This is a genomic window from Campylobacter showae (assembly GCF_900699785.1).
Taxonomy (GTDB): domain Bacteria; phylum Campylobacterota; class Campylobacteria; order Campylobacterales; family Campylobacteraceae; genus Campylobacter_A; species Campylobacter_A showae_D.
This window is the reverse complement of record NZ_LR535679.1, coordinates 426,300-443,329: the sequence shown is the minus strand read 5'-3', so window position 1 is coordinate 443,329 and position 17,030 is coordinate 426,300. Positions and strand designations below refer to the sequence as shown.

Annotated in this window: 20 protein-coding genes; 17 read left to right on the top strand and 3 right to left on the bottom strand. The window is 46.0% G+C overall.

Translation table 11 applies throughout. The features are described from left to right. The first annotated feature begins 11 nt into the window (after nt 1-11). The 9 genes from E4V70_RS02195 (at nt 12) to mrdA (ending at nt 7,149) form a co-directional block, all read left to right on the top strand. The gene (locus E4V70_RS02195) at nt 12-1,223 is read left to right on the top strand and encodes a lytic transglycosylase domain-containing protein (protein WP_122862082.1); all 1,212 of its coding nucleotides are present in this window, start codon (nt 12-14) and stop codon (nt 1,221-1,223) included. Beyond that, nucleotides 1,207-2,082: a septal ring lytic transglycosylase RlpA family protein gene (locus tag E4V70_RS02190; protein ID WP_172603243.1), complete on the top strand. Its 876-nt coding sequence runs from the start codon at nt 1,207-1,209 to the stop codon at nt 2,080-2,082. The genes E4V70_RS02195 and E4V70_RS02190 overlap by 17 nt, the downstream gene beginning before the upstream one ends. 1 nt (nt 2,083) lies before the next feature. Further along, on the top strand, nt 2,084-2,647 hold the full coding sequence (gene hisB, locus E4V70_RS02185; protein ID WP_122862083.1) for an imidazoleglycerol-phosphate dehydratase HisB: 564 nt from the start codon (nt 2,084-2,086) through the stop codon (nt 2,645-2,647). Next, nucleotides 2,644-3,132 (top strand): KdsC family phosphatase, encoded by a 489-nt coding sequence (locus E4V70_RS02180; protein WP_122862084.1) that lies wholly within the window; start codon nt 2,644-2,646, stop codon nt 3,130-3,132. Before hisB ends, E4V70_RS02180 begins: the two co-directional genes overlap by 4 nt. Further along, nucleotides 3,123-3,647 carry an LPS export ABC transporter periplasmic protein LptC gene (lptC, locus tag E4V70_RS02175; RefSeq protein ID WP_122862085.1) on the top strand — a complete coding sequence of 175 codons (525 nt, stop codon included), beginning with the start codon at nt 3,123-3,125 and terminating at the stop codon, nt 3,645-3,647. Before E4V70_RS02180 ends, lptC begins: the two co-directional genes overlap by 10 nt. Beyond that, a complete protein-coding gene (gene lptA, locus E4V70_RS02170; protein WP_122862086.1) occupies nt 3,623-4,096 on the top strand; it encodes a lipopolysaccharide transport periplasmic protein LptA in 474 nt (157 codons plus the stop codon). The genes lptC and lptA overlap by 25 nt, the downstream gene beginning before the upstream one ends. Further along, a complete protein-coding gene (gene yihA, locus E4V70_RS02165) occupies nt 4,093-4,716 on the top strand; it encodes a ribosome biogenesis GTP-binding protein YihA/YsxC (protein ID WP_122862087.1) in 624 nt (207 codons plus the stop codon). The genes lptA and yihA overlap by 4 nt, the downstream gene beginning before the upstream one ends. Nucleotides 4,717-4,822: 106 nt before the next feature. Further along, nucleotides 4,823-5,308 (top strand): hypothetical protein, encoded by a 486-nt coding sequence (locus E4V70_RS02160; RefSeq protein WP_122862088.1) that lies wholly within the window; start codon nt 4,823-4,825, stop codon nt 5,306-5,308. Then, nucleotides 5,305-7,149 carry a penicillin-binding protein 2 gene (gene mrdA / locus E4V70_RS02155; protein WP_122862089.1) on the top strand — a complete coding sequence of 615 codons (1,845 nt, stop codon included), beginning with the start codon at nt 5,305-5,307 and terminating at the stop codon, nt 7,147-7,149. The genes E4V70_RS02160 and mrdA overlap by 4 nt, the downstream gene beginning before the upstream one ends. A 117-nt stretch (nt 7,150-7,266) precedes the next feature. Here mrdA and E4V70_RS02150 read toward each other — a convergent pair whose 3' ends face one another. Then, nucleotides 7,267-7,905: a Crp/Fnr family transcriptional regulator gene (locus tag E4V70_RS02150; RefSeq protein WP_122862090.1), complete on the bottom strand. Its 639-nt coding sequence runs from the start codon at nt 7,903-7,905 to the stop codon at nt 7,267-7,269. Nucleotides 7,906-7,913: 8 nt separating this feature from the next. Beyond that, nucleotides 7,914-8,321 carry a large-conductance mechanosensitive channel protein MscL gene (gene mscL, locus E4V70_RS02145; RefSeq protein ID WP_122862091.1) on the bottom strand — a complete coding sequence of 136 codons (408 nt, stop codon included), beginning with the start codon at nt 8,319-8,321 and terminating at the stop codon, nt 7,914-7,916. A 125-nt stretch (nt 8,322-8,446) separates the two neighbouring features. Between mscL and gltX the strand changes: the two genes are divergently transcribed. The 3 genes from gltX to E4V70_RS02130 are packed head-to-tail and all read left to right on the top strand — an operon-like array spanning nt 8,447 to nt 11,653. Next, nucleotides 8,447-9,748, top strand: a complete 1,302-nt coding sequence (gene gltX, locus E4V70_RS02140) for a glutamate--tRNA ligase (protein ID WP_122862092.1) — start codon at nt 8,447-8,449, stop codon at nt 9,746-9,748. After that, complete coding sequence (locus E4V70_RS02135) at nt 9,745-10,032, top strand: YggT family protein (protein WP_122862093.1); 288 nt, start codon at nt 9,745-9,747, stop codon at nt 10,030-10,032. The genes gltX and E4V70_RS02135 overlap by 4 nt, the downstream gene beginning before the upstream one ends. Continuing rightward, complete coding sequence (locus tag E4V70_RS02130; RefSeq protein ID WP_122862094.1) at nt 10,016-11,653, top strand: lytic transglycosylase domain-containing protein; 1,638 nt, start codon at nt 10,016-10,018, stop codon at nt 11,651-11,653. Before E4V70_RS02135 ends, E4V70_RS02130 begins: the two co-directional genes overlap by 17 nt. Here the strand turns inward: E4V70_RS02130 and E4V70_RS02125 are convergent. Next, nucleotides 11,553-12,047 carry a membrane lipoprotein lipid attachment site-containing protein gene (locus tag E4V70_RS02125; protein ID WP_163026440.1) on the bottom strand — a complete coding sequence of 165 codons (495 nt, stop codon included), beginning with the start codon at nt 12,045-12,047 and terminating at the stop codon, nt 11,553-11,555. The two genes, E4V70_RS02130 and E4V70_RS02125, sit on opposite strands and share 101 nt — an antisense overlap. A 101-nt stretch (nt 12,048-12,148) precedes the next feature. On the opposite strand from E4V70_RS02125, the gene mobB reads away from it, so the two are divergent. Genes mobB through E4V70_RS02100 form a run of 5 tightly spaced genes read left to right on the top strand, consistent with a single transcriptional unit; the run spans nt 12,149 to nt 16,642 of the window. Further along, a complete protein-coding gene (gene mobB, locus E4V70_RS02120) occupies nt 12,149-12,631 on the top strand; it encodes a molybdopterin-guanine dinucleotide biosynthesis protein B (RefSeq protein ID WP_122862095.1) in 483 nt (160 codons plus the stop codon). Next, nucleotides 12,628-13,482 carry a class 1 fructose-bisphosphatase gene (locus E4V70_RS02115; protein ID WP_134482474.1) on the top strand — a complete coding sequence of 285 codons (855 nt, stop codon included), beginning with the start codon at nt 12,628-12,630 and terminating at the stop codon, nt 13,480-13,482. The genes mobB and E4V70_RS02115 overlap by 4 nt, the downstream gene beginning before the upstream one ends. After that, complete coding sequence (locus E4V70_RS02110) at nt 13,479-13,691, top strand: hypothetical protein (protein WP_122862097.1); 213 nt, start codon at nt 13,479-13,481, stop codon at nt 13,689-13,691. Before E4V70_RS02115 ends, E4V70_RS02110 begins: the two co-directional genes overlap by 4 nt. A 17-nt stretch (nt 13,692-13,708) precedes the next feature. After that, nucleotides 13,709-15,628 carry a methionine--tRNA ligase gene (gene metG, locus E4V70_RS02105; protein ID WP_122862098.1) on the top strand — a complete coding sequence of 640 codons (1,920 nt, stop codon included), beginning with the start codon at nt 13,709-13,711 and terminating at the stop codon, nt 15,626-15,628. A gap of 6 nt (nt 15,629-15,634) precedes the next feature. Continuing rightward, nucleotides 15,635-16,642: a ferrochelatase gene (locus tag E4V70_RS02100; protein ID WP_122862099.1), complete on the top strand. Its 1,008-nt coding sequence runs from the start codon at nt 15,635-15,637 to the stop codon at nt 16,640-16,642. The last annotated feature ends 388 nt before the right edge of the window (nt 16,643-17,030 follow it).

The window sequence follows — 17,030 nt, the reverse complement described above, 5'->3', positions numbered from 1 at the left end:
CAAGGAGAAAAATGAAAATCTTTAGAGTAATAATGCTGTGTCTAGCATGTACGGGGTGGCTTTTCGCGACCGCGGCTAGCAACGACGCAGAGCAAACCCAAAAGATGATATTAAAAGAATTCGACATAGACGCTAAATTTTTACAAAGCTCTCACTACGCTTCTATAAAAAATTCCATCAAGGACGGTAAGAGAAAAGAGTTTACCGATACCGTCAAAAACGGCTACAAACACATCCCGATGCTTCAAAAGATCATAAAAGACTCAGGTATACCGGAGTCGTTTTTATATCTTGCTATGACTGAGTCCGGGTTTTCAAATAATATAGTTTCCAGTAAAAAAGCTATCGGAATTTGGCAGTTTATGGAGTCTACGGCGAAGCTTTACGGCCTTAGAGTCGATAAGTACACCGACGAGCGAAAAGACCCGATGGCAGCCACCGCCGCAGCTACAAAATATCTACAAAGCCTAAAAAACGACTTTGGCAAATGGTATCTTGCGATGATGGCCTATAACTGCGGCGAAGCAAGGTTAAGAGAGGGCATCAGAAAAGCCGGAACCACTGATCTAGCTACATTGCTAGACGATAAAAAAAGCTACATCCCAAAAGAGACGAAAAGATTCGTAAAGAAAATTTTAACTATCGCGCACATAGCCAAAGAGCAGGAAAATTTACTAGCTAAAACGCAGGCTCTAAGCGGTACGAATGGCATAGAATTATCAAAAATAGACGTTCCGGGCGGCACAACGCTAATGGAGGTCGGAGACAGCATAGGGCTTAGCCTAAAAAAGATGAAAGAATACAATATGCATCTAAAATTCGTCTACACTCCGCCGACGGAAAAGCCTTATTATCTTTATATCCCATCAAACAAAAAGAAAATGTTTAGCGATAACTTCGAGGCGGCGCAAAATAGAAAATTTGAGATTTATACCGTCAAAGAAAGCGACACGTTGCTAACTATAGCTAAAAAAACTGGCGTAAATCATAAAATCATAAAAGAGTATAACGACCTTGCCTCAAATGAGATCAAGCCTAATCAAAAGCTAGTCATACCAAGCGAGCAAAACGTCAACTACCTAGCCGAGTACATGGTTAAAAGCGGCGATACGCTCGGGGAGGTTTCGCAGAAATTTGACGTAGCGCTTGAGGATTTAAAAGAAGCTAATACGCTTATGAGCTCAAACAGCTCGATCGGAGCCAAACTTGCCGCAACCGAGTAGGGCTAAATTTATATTTTTTAGTCTATTTTTCGTATTTTTTATGAGCGGCTGTTCGTTCTTGACTTCGCCGTTTGGCGGGATAACCGGTAGCGGCGGCTCAAAAAAAAGCGGCAAGATAAATAGCTCAAAGGGCATGCATGAAGCAACCATGCGCCCATACACCATAAACGGTAAAACCTACTATCCAACCGTCGTAAAAGTCGGCGATAGAGCTAGCGGTATAGCCAGCTGGTACGGTCCGGATTTTCACGGTAAAAAGACGTCAAACGGCGAGACCTATGATATGCACGCTATGACGGCGGCGCACAAGACTCTGCCGATGAACACGATGGTGCGCGTGACGAATATAAAAAACGGTAAAAATATCATCGTACGTATCAACGACCGCGGACCTTTCGTTGCAGGGCGCGTGATAGACCTGTCAAAAACGGGTGCGGTGAAACTTGACGTGTTTAACGCCGGTACGGCTCCGGTTTTACTAGAGGTCGTCGGCTTTAACGGCAATGTCGGCGGAGCAGCGGTCGTAGCATCGTCGCAGCCTAGCTCAAAACAACCTAGCTCGCAAAAACCGAGCGCTCAGACTAAGTCGCAGCCGCAACAACAGCAACAACAAACTTTTGTTGGCGGTATTTTCATGGTGCAAATCGGTGCATTTAAAAATTTAAGCGGCGCAAATGCCTTTAAGCAGCAGCATGCGGGGCAATACGGCAATGGCGCTTATGATACCGTTATAAAGTCCTACGAGCTTGACGGCGGTAAAATTTACAGAGTATTTATAAGCGGCTTTAGAAGCGAAGAGGAAGCAAAAGACTTCATAAGCGCAGGGCACATCTCTGGCGCATTTTTCGTGAGGGAATAAAATGCAAAGAAAGACAAAAGAGACGGATATTAGCCTAGAGCTTGAAATTTACGGTAGCGGTAAAGCCGAGATAAACACAGGCATAGGATTTTTCGATCATATGCTCGAGGCTTTTTGCAAGCACGCTCTTTTTGATATGAAGCTTGTCTGCAGGGGCGATTTGCACGTGGATTTTCATCATAGCGTAGAGGATGTGGGTATCGTCATCGGGCAGGCTTTGCGCGAGAAAATTTATCCGCTTAGCGGAGTCGAGAGATTTGGCGAAGCAACGGTGGTTATGGATGAGGCAGCGGTAAACTGTGCCCTTGACCTCTCAAATCGCCCGTTTTTGGTATATGAAAGTATAAACGAGGGCAAAGTCGGCGAATTTGACGTAGAGCTGACAAACGAATTTTTCCAGGCTCTGGCTTTTAATGCCGCGATTACGCTGCATATCTCTAAAATCCGCGGACGAAACTCTCATCATATTTTGGAGGCTAGCTTTAAGGCCTGCGCCGTCGCGCTAAGAAGGGCTCTGGCCAAAAACTCCAGAGTCGGCGTACCTAGCACGAAAGGCGTGCTATGATAGAGATTATATTTTTAGACGTCGATGGTTGCCTAACCGACGGCAAGATCGTCTATAGCCCAAACGGCGACGAGCTTAAATTTTTTGACGTCAAGGACGGATATGCTATCGAGAGCTGGCTAAAGCTCGGGAAAAAAGTCGCGATCATCACGGGCAGAAGCTCGCCTATCGTCGAAAAAAGGGCGCAGGATTTAAAGATAACGCACGTCTATCAAGGCGTTAGCGATAAGCTTGAAGTCGCAAAACAGATACTAGAATTTGAAGGGCTGGAGTTTGAAAGCGCTGCAGCTATAGGCGATGATTATAACGACTACAAGCTGCTAAAAAGCGTCGGATGGAGCTTTAAGCCAAAAAACGCAATCAAAGAGCTTGAAGTAAGAACGAAACTAAACTACAAAGGCGGCAACGGCGCGGTGCGCGAGATGATAGAGATACTTATCCGTAGCGAGGGCCTAATGCAAGAGTGGGCTAAACGTTGGTTATAAGGATTTTTTACCTAGTCGTTAGCGTTTTTAGCGTGGCGATGGTTTATTTGGCGATTGAGGAGCCTTACTATAGCGATCTTTTAAGCGGCGGCGAGGTGAGCGCGAGCATGCAGATGAGCGTGGTCACGGACTACGAGATGAACGCCACTGCAGTAAACGCCAGATATGAAGCCGATACGTGCAATAGATATAAAGATAGAGACGAGTGTTTAAAATTTAAAGGCGTGGCGATAATGGGCGACAAGGAGCACAATATCAGTTCGGATGAGGCGATTTATCAAGAAGATTTATTAAAATTTAAAAATAATGTTAGATATATAAACAACGAAAACCTTAAATTTGTGTCTAATGAAGCCACTTATGATATAAAGAAAAAAATAGCCATCAGTAATACCCCGTTCGTTATGACTCAAAACGGGGATAAAATTACCGGCAATAGTTTAATTTATGATTTGAATTTAAAAACAACTAAAATAAAAGGATTTCAAGGATGGATAGAGCAAGAAAGGCGATAGGAACTCTGCTGGTATTTTGCTTTCTGCCGTTATTTGCCGAGCAGGTAGAGGTTAATGCCGATAATTTTTTTGCCGACGAGAGTAAATTTATGGGCGAATTTAGCGGCAAAGTAAAAATCACCAAAGGTAAAGACGTATTGACGGCGGACAAGGTTATTATTTATTTTGATTCCAAGAAAAATCCAACCAAATACGTAGCCTCGGGCAACGCCAAATTTAGAGTATTTATCAAAAATAAAACATACGACGGTAGCGGTAGCGAGCTTATTTACGAGCCTGCGCCGAATTTATATACGATAAACGGCAACGGATTTTTACACGAGATAGAAACCGATAAAAAAGTCTACGGCGAAAAGATCACCGTCAATCAAAACAGCGGAACGTATAACGTAAACAGCGGCAAAAAAGAGCCGGTTAAATTTATATTCCAGGTCGAGGACAAAAAGTGATCCGCGTTTTAAACGCAAAATTTCTCGTTTCAGCGCCCGACATCTCGCTGGCTCCGCCTGCAAATTCTAGCGAAGTAGCGTTTTTGGGGCGCTCAAACGTCGGTAAAAGCAGCCTCATAAACGCCCTGGTTAATCAAAAAGGCCTAGCCAAAAGCAGCTCGACGCCGGGCAAAACGCGCCTCATAAATTTTTTCGAGGTCGAGTATGCGCGCGGTATCAAAAACGAGCAAGGCGAACTAAGCGAGGAGAGGGCAAATTTGACCTTCGTCGATCTGCCGGGCTTTGGATACGCCAAAGTGGCTAAAAGCATGCACGCGCAGTGGAAAAAAAACCTTGACGAATATTTAAAATTTAGAGCCAACATCAAGCTTTTCGTGCATCTCATCGACTCGCGCCAGTTTGATATGCAAATCGATAGGGACGTGAATGATTATCTGCAAAGCTTCCTGCGCCCCGATCAAAAAATTTTAAATTTTCTCACAAAATCAGACAAGCTAAATCAAAGCCAAAAAAGTGCGGTTTTAAAAGTCTATCCGGGCGCGCATTTCGTTTCGGCGCTTAAAAAAACGGGCGTAGAAAAGGCAAATGGGCTTATATATCTAAACGCGCTGGGGCTGTAATGAAATCAAAAAGCCGCAGGCAAATTTTGGCATTTTTACCATCAAATTTCCTAGCTAAATTTGCAAATTTAGCTAAAAACCTATAACGATGCGAACGAGTGCGGCGATGCGAAGACTTGGCGCGGAGAAGCGGTTTTTAAAGCAGCTTGCTTGGGTTGCTTTTCTTGTGTTTTATCAGAGCATAACGACCGTATTTACGCATCTGCCGCCTCTTATAGGGATATTTTTTACTTACATGATCATGCTAACCTTGCAAAAACAAAAGACGCTCAAGGAGTTTGGCAAGGAGTGGTATTTTTGTCTATTTTACCTCACTTTTGCCGAGCAGGCGCACGGATTTGCTCTGTTTTCGGCGGTGATTGCGTTTATGCTTTTTTATTATTTGATGTCTGATTGGCTCATCGTTACGCTAAAATCAAGAGAGCTTTTGACTGTCGGATTCGTCGCTAGCGGTTATGTTTGGACTTGTGCCACCAGCTCTTTTATCTCTTACGCGGCAAATTTGCCGATGCTAAAATTTGACTACGAGTACCTGATCTACGTCGGCGTAGAGTCCGTTTTAGCGGTAGTTTTGTTTAAGGGGCGCTTATGAGGATGCGTATAGTGTTTGGCATCATATTTAGCGTCTGGGTGCTTTTGCTGGTGCGCGTTTATTATCTTAGCGTCAAATCAAACGACTTTTACGAAGAGATCGCCGAGCAAAATGCGGTAAAAACGCAGTATCTAGCTCCCGTTAGAGGACTGATTTTGGACGCCAAAGGCCGTCCGATGGCAGTAAATCGCCTCGGTTTTTCCGTCGCGTTAAAGCCGCATCTAAGCGGCAAGAGGGCGGAGATTTTAGACGCCGAGCTTGCAAATTTACAAAATTTGTTTGAGGACTTAAACGTCACGAAACTAAAGCGCGAATACGTCAAGGCCGACTCGCCTTATAATCAAGATTTTATTCAGATTATCGATTTTATGGATTATGACAAGATGATACCGCGTATAGCCGAGCTTTCTCTGCGAGAAAATTTAGAGGTTAAACCGGCATCCAAGCGCCACTATCCTTATGCAAATTTAGCCTCGCACATCATCGGCTACGTCGGCCGCGCAAACCAGCAAGACGTCGAGTCCGACCCTGTCGCAAAGCTAACCAATCACACGGGTAGAAGCGGCACGGAGCGCTTTTATAACTCCGTCTTGCAGGGGCAAGAGGGCGTGCGAAAGGTAAAAGTAAACGCGCTAAATCAGGAGGTCGAGGAGATATCCGTGAGCTACCCGCAAAGCTCGGATATATCGCTTACGATCGACCTTGAGATGCAAAAATACATCGAGGAAATTTTCGGCGATAACGCGGGCGTCATCATCGTTATGGACGTGAAAGACGGCTCGATACTGGCTGCTGGCAGCTTCCCCGAGTATGATCTAAATCCGTTTGTTACGGGGTTATCGCAGGCTAAATGGGACGAGCTTGTTAAAAGTATCGATCATCCCTTTACGAACAAGCTCGTAAACGGCCTTTATCCGCCGGGCTCGGTTATAAAAATGGGCGTGGCGATGGCGTTTTTAGACACCGGCAAGATGAGCCGCTCCGATGGGTATTTTTGCTCTGGCTCATTTGAGCTTGGAGGACGAAATTTCCGCTGCTGGAACGTCTATGGACACGGTTTTATGGATATGAACTCGGCCATCCGAGAGAGCTGCGACGATTATTTTTATAAAGGCAGCTTAAAGGTCGGTATCGACGCTATAACCCCGGTTTTAGAGCGGTTGGGTTTTGGGCAAAAAAGCGGAGTGGATCTACCTAACGAATTTGTCGGTATCGTGCCAGGACGCGAGTGGAAGATGCAAAAATACGCTCAGCCGTGGTATCAGGGCGAGACGCTAATCACCTCGATCGGACAGGGCAACTTCCTCGTGACGCCGATGCAGGTGGTGCGCTATACGGGCATCCTGGCTACGGGGAAAAATATCGTCCCGCATTTTTTACGCAGCGTAAACGGCGAGGAGGTTAAATTTGAGCCGGAGGACGATATCCTTACGCCGTTTGAGAAAAAGCAACTCCCGTACATCCAAAAGGCGATGTATGAGGTCGTAAATCATAAAAAAGGCACCGCGCATAAATATTTTAAAGAGGCAAAGATAACGCTAGCGGCAAAAACGGGTACCGCGCAGGTCGTGGGCATCTCACAGGCTGAAAAAAAGCGTATGAAAGAAGAGGATATGGAGTATCTACGCCGCTCGCACGCATGGGTCACGACTTACGGACCATACGAGGAGCCTCGTTATGCCGTTACCGTTATCATCGAGCACGGCGGACACGGCGGTCTGGCTGCCGGACCTCTCACGGCTAAAATCTTTAATAAGCTACTAGAAATGGGCTATATCGATAAAAAATACGAAATCACCTCGCTAGCAGATACCGAGGCTGCACAAAAGAAGAAAAATTAAAATTCCGCGTTTAAATTCGGCGTTAAATGCCGTCAAATTTGATCAAATTTCTAAAATTCTAGCGGATTGGTTGCGAAGTAAAATTTGAGTTAAATTTATGAAATCGGCAAGCCGAATTTATCCCTCAAACATCTCCAAAAGTTCGCTTGTAGCGATATTTACGATTTTATTATTTGCGTCTAGTTCAATCAAATTTTGGGTTTTAAATTTCGCCAATATCCTTGAAAACGTTTCCGGAGTGATGTTGAGGATGGAAGCGATTTTGATGTGTTTTAGCTCGTTAAAAAGATCGGCGTGGTTAACGAGAAAGCTCGCGACCTTGGCCTCGGAGTTTAGCACAAGTTCTTGGTGTATCAGCTCGCTTGCGATTTTTAGCTTTTGCGAGAGCGATTTGATTATTTGTAGCGATACGCGCGGGTTTGATAAAAACTCGGCGTAAAATTTATCGTAGTCGATTTTTAGTACCTCGCCGCCGGTTAAAAATATCGCCGTCGCCGGAAATTTGATATTTTCAAAGTTGGCAAGCTCGGCTACGAAGCTAATCCCGTTAAACTGATGCATAAAAATCTCTTTGCCTTTAGGGCCGATTTTATAGAGCTTGAGAGAGCCTTTTATGAGGAGGTGGAGCCACTTTGACTCCTCGCCCTCCATAAATAAAAACTCGCCTTTTTTATATTTTTTTAGGATGCTGATATTTTCTAGTCTTTTTAGTTCAGCCTCGTTTAGCTCCTGAAAAAACGGGATTTGCTCTAGCATTTGCGTTCTTATTTATTTTTTAAAAGATCTCTGATTTCGGTTAGAAGCGCTATATCCTCAGGCACCGGCGCAGGCTCCTGGGCTTTTGGCTCCTCCGCTTTTGGTTTTTTGAGCGAATTTATAGCCTTAACGACGCAGAAAATACAAAACGCGATAATCGTAAAATCGACCATCGTTTGTATAAACGAGCCGTAGTTTACGGTTACGGCAGCCGTATCACCGACCGCGTCTTTTAGCGTAAATTTTAAATCCGTAAAATTTACGCCGCCCGTCAGTACGCCGACTATCGGCATGATCACGTCGCCCACTAGCGAGCTAACGATCTTACCGAAAGCCCCTCCGATCACGACGCCCACGGCCATGTCGATGACGTTACCGCGCATCGCGAATTCTTTAAATTCCTTAACGAAACTCATGTTTTTCCTTTGCATTTTAAAATTAGATATCAATTATATTTATTTTAGCTTCACAAAAGATAAAAAAGCCAAGTTAAATGCTTAAAATGCTATAATCGCCCCTAAAAATCAATAAGGAAACAAAAATGTATCGTTTTGCGCCGTCGCCGACAGGCGATATGCATCTGGGAAATTTAAGGGTTGCGATCCTAAACTACGTCTGTTCGCTTCAGGATAAAAGCGGCTTCATCATCCGCATCGAGGATACCGACAAGGAGCGCAATATCCCCGGAAAAGACAAGGAAATTTTAGAAATTTTGGAGCTTTTCGGTATCAAATGGGACACGCTTTATTATCAAAGTAAAAATTTGAAATTTCACCGCGAATTTGCAGCAAAGCTTTTGATAGATAAAAAGGCGTTTTCGTGCTTTTGCACCGAAAGCGAGCTAGAAGCTAAAAAAGAAGCCGCCAAGGCTAGAGGCGAAGCTTACCGCTACGACGGAACGTGCGAGCATCTAAGCGACAATGAAGTGCTAAATAACCAAAAACCTTTCGTCGTGCGCATGAAAAAGCCGCTAGGCACGATGAAATTTAAAGACGCGATAAAGGGCGAGATCAGCTTTGAGCCTGAAAACGTCGATAGCTTCGTGATTATGCGGGCTGATTTTACGCCGACTTATAACTTCGCCTGCGCGGTCGATGATATGCTAGAGGGCGTCACCTTCGTAATCCGCGGCGAGGATCACGTCAGCAACACGCCAAAGCAAGACCTCATCCGCGAAGGACTAGGCTATACGCAAAAGATAAACTACGCCCACCTGCCTATTATCCTAAACGTCGAGGGTAAAAAAATGAGCAAACGCGAGAACGAAAGTAGCGTAAAATGGCTGCTCTCGCAAGGCTTTATGCCAGAAGCCATCGCAAACTACATCGTTTCTCTTGGTTACAAGGCGCCGGTTGAAATCTTTACGATAGAAGAAGCCGCGCAGTGGTTTGATATCTCGAAGGTTTCGGCGTCTCCGGCTAAATTTGACGTCAAGCAGCTTGAGCACATCAACCGCGAACACATCAAAAGAGCAAGCGATGCAAGACTAGCCGCACTAATGGGCATAAAGCCCGAATTTGCCCCGCTTGCTAGATTTTATACTCAAGAAAGCAGCCTGCTAACCGAGATAAAAGCCAAGGTCGATGCGATTTTTGCGACCAAATTTATCCCGGATGAGTTTAAGGCGGGTTGCGAGGCTATAAAAGCCGCCGCCGCTTCGTTAAATTTGAGCGAGTTTGGCGAATTTAACGAGCTAAAAAAAGCTCTCATGGACGCCACGGGGCTAAAAGGCAAAGGCTTTTTTATGCCGCTTAGGATTTTACTCACGGGGGCCGAGCACGGCCCCGAGCTTAGCGAGCTATATCCGCTCATCAAACCGTATCTAAAGGAAATTTTACGATGATATTTTCGGTATTTTTAGAAGCAGTCGGCAGTATCCTGCATATCGTTATCAGCGCCTACACGTGGATCATCATAGGCGCAGCGATCATAAGCTGGGTGCGCCCTGATCCATATAATCCTATCGTGCAGCTACTCTACCGTCTCACCGAGCCCGTTTACGGCGCTATCCGCCGCGTGATACCGACGGTTTTCGGCGGTATAGATATAGCGCCTATTATCGTGCTTTTGTCGCTTCAGTTTATAGATAGATTTTTTGTAAGGCTCATGTTTGCGTACGCTGCTTAAATTTATCCTGCCTGCGATTTTTGCGGCGGCGGCGTTTGGCGGAGTTAAGAGCTTTGAGGAGATAAAAGACGAGCCTAAGGGGCTTGCTAAGGATTACTACTTTTACCGTCTTTTAACCGAAGGCGACTACACCAAGGAGCAGGCGCAAATTTTGAGCACTGACGTCTTTCGCCGAGCGGGCGTACTGGCAAAGAAGCTGGCCGAAATTTTGCCGCCTAAAAAGACCAAAGGAAACTGCGATAGCGTAAGCGCGAAAAATATCCTAGACGCAAACGTAACCTGCCAAAAACAGCGCCTCAGAGTGCCTTTTATGATGAAGCTAAAAAAGGAAACGAGGCAAAAGCTAGCGGATAAATTTAAAGACTCCGATCTGCTTCTTTATCGGCGCTTGAGCTCGCTAAACGAGAAGCACCCCGAGGACGAATTTGCCAAATTTAGCGATACGGACGCGTTTTTGGTTTATTTTAACCAGTCCTCGCACAAGGATAAATTTGATAAGATATTTGATGCAAATTTTATAAATTTACTCGCGGCTAAAAAAGAGTTTCATACTCTGGCAAACAATCTGATAATCGATAAAAAGTATGCTAAATTTAGGAAAAATTTTCTCGCTATAAAGGAAACCGAGCTTGCCGGCAAGGACGCCTTTATGCTCGGCGTCAATGCGATTTTGTTAAATTCTCCAAAAGACGCGGCTAGGTTTTTTACTAGAGCTGAGGCGGCCTTTGAGAGGCAAGACCGCAAGGATAATGCCGTATTTTGGCTATATCTGCTAAGTAAGAACAGAAGTTATCTTGAGAAGCTAAATCAAAGCCGCGACGTAAATATCTATACCCTCTACGCAAACGAGCTAACGGGAGCAAGTCCGGCCGTAAATATCGTCACGCCGACGCCTACGAAAGAAAAGGTAGCGGACTACGATATAAAAGATCCGTTTTTGTGGCAAAAAACCTTTAAAATGATAAAAGAGATGAGCGCGCAGGACGCCGCAAAGCACTCCGAGACTTTTAACACCAAAGAGACGCTAGGTCAGTATGCCTATCTGATGGAAAAAGCAAGCGGCTACAAGGATAGTTACTTCGTTATGCCGTTTGCTGATGAGCTAGAGGATGTAAACGCGACTAGAAAAGCGCTTCTTTACGCGATCGGCAGGCAAGAAAGCCGCTTTATCCCAGCCGTCATCTCGACTTCTTATGCGCTTGGTATGATGCAATTTATGCCGTTTTTGGCTAACCATATCGGCAAAAAAGAGCTGCAAATCCCAAATTTCGATCAGGACGATATGTTTGACCCGCGTCTTGCGTTAAAATTTGCGGATCATCATCTAAATTATTTAGAGAAATACCTCTGCCACCCGCTTTTCGTCGCTTACGCGTATAACGGCGGTATCGGCTTTACTAAGAAAATGCTTCAGCGAGGCGACCTTTTTAACGAGGGCGAGTATGAGCCGTTTTTATCCATGGAGCTCGTACCCTTTGCCGAGAGTCGCGACTACGGCAAAAAGGTACTTGCAAACTATGTTATTTACCTAGGGATTGTCCGTTCCAGTACATCGATTTCGACACTTTTTGAAAGCTTAAAGACGCCTTCTTTGACGGATAAATTTCGAAATCAAGATTGATTTTGTCGTTTGAGATTTCCGGGGTGCTGACCTCAAAGTACTGAGCCCACGGAACCTCAAAGCTAACTTTTTCTAAAAGCGGATCGTCTGCGGCCAGGCGTCTAACTAGGATGCCTCGCTGCGAGCCGTTTGCCGTGAAGCTCTCGTCTAAAATTTTAGCTTCTTTGGGATGTACGGCCACTACGAATTTCTCTCTTTTTTGCTCATCGATCAGCTCGTTATAGATCGGATTTAGATAGGTCGCGACGATTAGGATATTCGTATCGGCATCTATGATCTCAGATTTGCTCGTATACGCTAAAAGCTCGTTTTTTAGCGGTTCGTGGATATATTTTTTATCCGCGCATCCGGCTAGCGTCAAAATAAAACTTAAAAAAAATATGCTCTTTTTCATTTTAAAAACCTCGCTAAATTTGGCCTTATTTTAGATAAATTTTGCTTTTAAAAAGCCTAAATTTGCTATAATCCGCGTAAATTTCAAAAATTCGGAGAAAAATGAAGAAAGCGGCGATGGCGTTTTCAGGACCTTCAAATAGCGGCAAAACCACGCTTATTTTAAAGGTCGCCAAAAAATTTATCGATGACGGGCTAAAAGTCGTGATCATCAAGCACGACCCGGGCGACAAGGCGAGATTTGACGTCGAGGGCAAGGATAGCTATAAATTTAGCCAAATAGGCGCCGAGGTAGCGGTCATGAGTCCGACGCGCACGACTTTTTTCTCGCAAGAGAGCAAGAGCGTAGAGGACGTCGTAGCGATGGCGGGAGAGTTTGACCTACTGCTAGTAGAGGGGCTAAAGACCCTACCGCTGCCGCGCATTAGCGTATTTAAGGACGAGATAAACGAGGATTATCTTAGCTTTTCAAACGCGATCGCAAGCTATAAAAAAGACTACGAGATCGATAAGCCAAATTTCGATCTAGATGATACGCAGGCTATCTGCGAGTGGATACTAAAAAACGCAAAGGTTTTAAAATGAACGAAATTTTCGAAACGATTAAAAAGATCGCCGTAAAAATCGGCGAGGAGATAAAGTACGCCGACCTAGGCTACACGGATCACGCCAACGCCACGGGCGACACGCAGCTAAAACTAGACGTGAGAAGCGACGAGATCATCACGGCCGAGTTTGCAAATTTAGCCTGCGTAAAAGCGCTCGTTAGTGAAGAAAAAGAGGATATGCTGGCGCTAAACGAGAATGCAAAATTTATCGTCGCCTACGATCCGTTAGACGGCTCTAGCCTAGTGGACGTAAATTTTTCTATCGGCTCGATTTTCGGCATTTACGAAAACGAACTAACTCCGCAAAATCTAAAAGCCGCCGCCTACGTCGTTTACGGCCCGCGCTTAGAGCTCGTGCTTTGCGAGGGCGAGACGGCTCCCGCGCTTTACCGCCTAGGCAGGGACGGCGAGTTTAAATTTATCAAAAATCTAGCGCTCGCGCAAAAAGGCAAGCCAAACGCCACGGGCGCGACGCAAAAAGGCTGGAGCGAAACTCATGCTAAATTTATCCGCGAGCTGTTTTTGCAGGGGTATCGCCTCAGATACTCGGGCGCTATGGTGAGCGATTTGCATCAAATTTTGCTAAAAGGCGGCGGGCTTTTTAGCTATCCTGCCACGACCGACGCGCCAAAGGGTAAGCTAAGAGCGCTATTTGAGGTGCTGCCGTTTGCATTTATCTACGAGCGCGCCGGCGGGGCGACTAGCGACGGATACTCGGCAACGCTTTTTGATATGAATGTAGAAAAAATCCACCAAACCACGCCTTGTTTTTTTGGCTCCAAAGACGAGATAAATTTACTGCATAAATTTTACGGAAGCGCGAAATGAGCGAGCATGCAGCGCAAACGGCTCAAAAGGACGAATTTGAGCTGGAGCTTGATCGCCAAAGAGAAATTTTACAAGCTTGCCAGAGCGAAAAAGGGCTAAACTCGTGCTTTGCCTGCGAGGCGATGTTTGAGTGCAAAACCCGCAAAAACTACGTAGATGCCGTATATAGCTCGATGTCCAAAGGCGACGGCGGCGGATTTGATTTTTAAATTTAAAAAGGAAAGATATGAACACGACTTATATTACGACTCCGATTTATTACGTAAACGACGTGCCGCACATCGGACACGCCTACACGACCGTGATCGCCGACACGGTAGCGAGATTTGCGAGGCTAAAGGGCGATGATACGTACTTTATGACGGGTACCGACGAGCACGGGCAAAAGATCGAGCAAGCCGCCGCAAAAAAGGGCTACACGCCGCAAGCCTACGCCGATGAGATAAGCGCGAAATTTAGGGAGCTGTGGGATAAATTTGAGATCAGCTACGACCATTTTATCCGCACGACCGACGACTATCACAAGCTCACGGCGCAAAACGCATTTCTGAAAATGTATCAAAAAGGCGATATCTACAAGGGCGAATACGAGGGATACTACTGCGTTAGCTGCGAGAGCTTTTTTACGCAGACGCAGCTTTTGGAGGACGAGAGGTGTCCTGACTGCGGTAGGCCGACGAATTTGGTGAAAGAGGAGAGCTATTTTTTCAAACTTTCAAAATACCAAGACGCACTACTAAAATGGTATGAGGAGAACGAGGACTGTATCGTGCCGCGCGGCAAGAAAAACGAGGTCGTGAGCTTCGTAAAAGGCGGCCTGCGCGATCTATCGATCACGCGCACGAGCTTTGAGTGGGGCATCAAGCTGCCTGCGAGCCTAAACGAACCAAGGCACGTGATGTATGTCTGGCTGGATGCGCTTATAAATTACCTTAGCACTCTAGGCTACACCCGCGGCGATGATAAGATGAACTACTGGAATGGCGCTACGCATGTCGTAGGTAAGGACATTTTGCGCTTTCACGCGGTGTACTGGCCGGCGTTTTTGATGAGTCTTGATCTGCCGCTGCCTCGCTGCATCGCAGCTCACGGCTGGTGGACGAGAGACGGCGAAAAGATGAGCAAAAGCAAGGGCAACGTCATAAATCCAAGCGAGGTCGCAGACGCGTACGGACTGGAAAATTTCCGCTACTTTATGCTACGCGAAGTGCCGTTTGGGCAGGACGGAGACTTCTCGCAAAAGGCGATGATCGAGCGCATAAACTCCGAGCTTAGCAACGATCTGGGCAATCTTTTAAGCCGTATAGTCGGCATGAGCGAGAAATACTCGGACTTTGAGATAAAGAGCGAAAATTTACGTAAATTTTACGGCGAGGTTTTAGATAGCGGCAACGAATACCTGCAAAACGCTATCAAAAATTTAGAGAGTTTCGCCACGAACCGCTACCTCGAGGAGCTCTTTAAGGCGCTAACGCTCGCAAACGCGAGCATAGCTAAATTTGAGCCGTGGAATCTAATAAAAAACGGCAAAAAAGACGAAGCAAACGCGCTCGTATCGCTATGCGCTAACCTGCTGGCTCGCGTGGCCGTCCTGCTAAGCCCCGCGATGCCAAGAACCTGCGAAAAGATCGCGCAGACGCTTGGCTTTGAGATCTCGACGGCGACTTACGAAAAAATCATCTTAAACAACGAAATCTTGGACTTTAAAGCGCAAAAAACGCAGCCGCTTTTCCCGAAAATCGAAAAAGAGCTGATGGCGACTGCGGTGCCGAGCGTAAGCGAACCTGCCAAAACCGCCGCCGTGCCGCAAGAAAAATCGGACGCGAAAATAAAAATCGACGACTTTAAAAAGTGCGCCATAAAAGTAGGTACCGTACTTGAGTGCTCAAACATCGAAGGCAGCGAGAAGCTGCTTAAATTTAAGATTGATCTGGGCGAAGAGCAGCCGCGTCAAATTTTATCGGGCATAGCCAAATTTTACGCTCCTGAGGGTCTCGTCGGCAAGCAGGTCTGCGTGCTAGCAAACCTAAAACCTGCTAAAATTTTCGGCCATATATCAGAGGGCATGATCCTTAGCGCAGAGGACGGATCGCTGTGCCTCATCGCGCCGATGGCTGCGGTCAAAAACGGCTCAGAAATAGGCTAAAACAGCGTGAATATCGAAAACCTAAGGCGCCTCATCAACGGCGAAGCGCTAAATAAACCGAGCGTCAGCGCCGTGGAGGGCTTTGCGTTTGAGAGTAAAAACGTGCGCCAAGGCTACGCCTACATCGGGCTTGGCGCGGGCGCGGACGAGATAGCTGCAGCCGTCGCAAACGGCGCTTATGCCGTGCTCGTCGAGCAAAGATGCGAGGTTATCGATCCTGAAGTCGCTTTTATCAAGGTCGATAGCCTGAGCGCCGCGCTTATGCGGCTGATGCGCTTTGAGGCCAGCTACAAAAATCTCAAATTTTGCTCTGTTAATCCCGTGCAAAAGGCCCTGCTCGCGCGTATGAGCCTAGGCAAAAACGCCGGCGGCAATGCAGCTAGTTTGCTGCCCGAGGATGCGACGCGGCTTTTTATAAAGATAATGAAAGCAAGCGCGGGGGATCTATTTTTCACGGACGATCTTAAAATTTTATCCAAGATCGCGCCGCTATACGACACCGTTTTTAGCGACGTGGACGCGGTTTGCGCGCAGGGCGGTTCGCTATTTGCCTCTAGCGTCGTTTGCGAGGGCGTTTACTATCCAAACTTAAATTTTCCAAAAGTTTTCACGCACTATCTTTGCGGACTTTTAAAGTATCTGATCCGCGCGGGCTTTTCTTTCAAGCTTGGCGACACGCGAAATTTGGGGCATTTCGAGCCAGTTTTTATAAATAAAAATTTTCGCGTTGTACCTTTTGGTGCGAGCTCTCAGGCCTTTATCGCAGAGAGCGACGACGAGCTTTTTGATATGGAGGCGGCGTTTCTATCGCGAAATTTTAGCGGCGGTATCGAGATCTGCGTGCCGGAGGACTTTGCTGGAAGTGCGGCCGCTACGATGAGATTTAGGGATCTTGCCGAGCTAAAAAATCTTTCAAATTTTCACTATGCGCTCGTTAAATGCCAAAAAGAGGAGCTTGAAGCGATGCTAAATTTAGCCACGCCAGAGCCTGATTTGTTCGGCGAAATTTTATAAAAATCTCAAATTTAGCGCGTATTTTCGCCTTTATCTGTTACAAATTTGATCTAATCCTTAAAAACCATTTGCTTTCTAGCCGCAAATTTGCCGATAAATTTGACGGAAAAATGCGTAAATCGGCAGAGCTTGCCCTGCGAGTTTTTAAGTAAAGCGTCTAAATAGTGCTTCCATTGCGAGGCATACCGCGGACTTTGCGCAGGCGGCTGGAGTAGCGGTGCAGATGCGAGAACATTTAAAGGAGGCGTTTTGTTTTCCGTCCTTAAAGCGGATATTGCCAAATACCTACCGTCTAAAATCCGTAAAAACCGACGTTGCAACCCAATTTGCCGAACAAAAACGGCGACAGGGCAGTCGTAGTATTTCGGCGGATAAATTTATTTCGCGC

Excerpts from the sequence above, each read along its gene's own strand:
- E4V70_RS02195 (WP_122862082.1), top strand. The coding sequence starts at position 12 with ATGAAAATCTTTAGAGTAATAATGCTGTGTCTAGCATGTACGGGGTGG.
- hisB (WP_122862083.1), top strand. The coding sequence starts at position 2,084 with ATGCAAAGAAAGACAAAAGAGACGGATATTAGCCTAGAGCTTGAAATT.
- E4V70_RS02180 (WP_122862084.1), top strand. The coding sequence starts at position 2,644 with ATGATAGAGATTATATTTTTAGACGTCGATGGTTGCCTAACCGACGGC.
- lptA (WP_122862086.1), top strand. The coding sequence starts at position 3,623 with ATGGATAGAGCAAGAAAGGCGATAGGAACTCTGCTGGTATTTTGCTTT.
- E4V70_RS02160 (WP_122862088.1), top strand. The coding sequence starts at position 4,823 with ATGCGAAGACTTGGCGCGGAGAAGCGGTTTTTAAAGCAGCTTGCTTGG.
- mrdA (WP_122862089.1), top strand. The coding sequence starts at position 5,305 with ATGAGGATGCGTATAGTGTTTGGCATCATATTTAGCGTCTGGGTGCTT.
- E4V70_RS02150 (WP_122862090.1), bottom strand. The coding sequence starts at position 7,905 with ATGCTAGAGCAAATCCCGTTTTTTCAGGAGCTAAACGAGGCTGAACTA.
- mscL (WP_122862091.1), bottom strand. The coding sequence starts at position 8,321 with ATGAGTTTCGTTAAGGAATTTAAAGAATTCGCGATGCGCGGTAACGTC.
- gltX (WP_122862092.1), top strand. The coding sequence starts at position 8,447 with ATGTATCGTTTTGCGCCGTCGCCGACAGGCGATATGCATCTGGGAAAT.
- E4V70_RS02135 (WP_122862093.1), top strand. The coding sequence starts at position 9,745 with ATGATATTTTCGGTATTTTTAGAAGCAGTCGGCAGTATCCTGCATATC.
- E4V70_RS02125 (WP_163026440.1), bottom strand. The coding sequence starts at position 12,047 with ATGAAAAAGAGCATATTTTTTTTAAGTTTTATTTTGACGCTAGCCGGA.
- mobB (WP_122862095.1), top strand. The coding sequence starts at position 12,149 with ATGAAGAAAGCGGCGATGGCGTTTTCAGGACCTTCAAATAGCGGCAAA.
- E4V70_RS02115 (WP_134482474.1), top strand. The coding sequence starts at position 12,628 with ATGAACGAAATTTTCGAAACGATTAAAAAGATCGCCGTAAAAATCGGC.
- E4V70_RS02110 (WP_122862097.1), top strand. The coding sequence starts at position 13,479 with ATGAGCGAGCATGCAGCGCAAACGGCTCAAAAGGACGAATTTGAGCTG.
- metG (WP_122862098.1), top strand. The coding sequence starts at position 13,709 with ATGAACACGACTTATATTACGACTCCGATTTATTACGTAAACGACGTG.